Origin of the sequence: Streptomyces rugosispiralis, assembly GCF_024505145.1 — a bacterium.
GTDB lineage: Bacteria > Actinomycetota > Actinomycetes > Streptomycetales > Streptomycetaceae > Streptomyces > Streptomyces rugosispiralis.
Window position 1 is genome coordinate 1 of the sequence record NZ_JANIAA010000235.1, and the last position, 496, is coordinate 496.

Annotated in this window: 1 protein-coding gene; it reads left to right on the forward strand. The window is 73.0% G+C overall.

Going from position 1 to position 496, the window contains the following annotated elements:
* Positions 1-110: 110 nt before the first annotated feature.
* The coding region (locus NP777_RS47225; protein WP_308405432.1) for a SpnB-like Rossmann fold domain-containing protein at positions 111-496 on the forward strand (386 nt) is incomplete at its 3' end.

Consider the following 496-nt stretch of genomic DNA (forward strand, 5'->3'; position numbering starts at 1 on the left):
AGGGTGCGCGGGGTGGCCGTCAGGAGTCGCTGTACCGGCTTGACTGGGCTGAGGTGTCGGCGCAGGGTGCGGCCGGGCGTTGGGCGCTGCTGGGGTCGGACGCTCTGGGCTTGGCGTCGGCCGGGCAGGGGTTCGACACGTATGCCGATCTGGAGGCGCTGGCTGCGGCGGTGGAGTCGGGTGCCACGGCGTTGCCGGATGATGTGGTGGTCGCCCTGGCTTGTCCAGCCCGTCCGGCGTTTGAGGACACGCCCGAAGGGCGTCCGGGGTCCTGGGGCTTGCCCCAGGTTGCGGGAAGGGGCGGGACTGGGGAAAGCTCACCCGTCGACGCGGCGCACCGGGCCACCGGCGAGGCGCTGGAGCTGGTCCAGGCGTGGCTGGCGGACGACCGTTTCGCCAACTCGCGCCTGGTCGTCCTGACCTCTGGTGCCGTGGCGGCCGGTGCGGATGAGCCGGTGGCCGATCTGACGCATGCCGCCGTCTGGGGCCTGGTGCG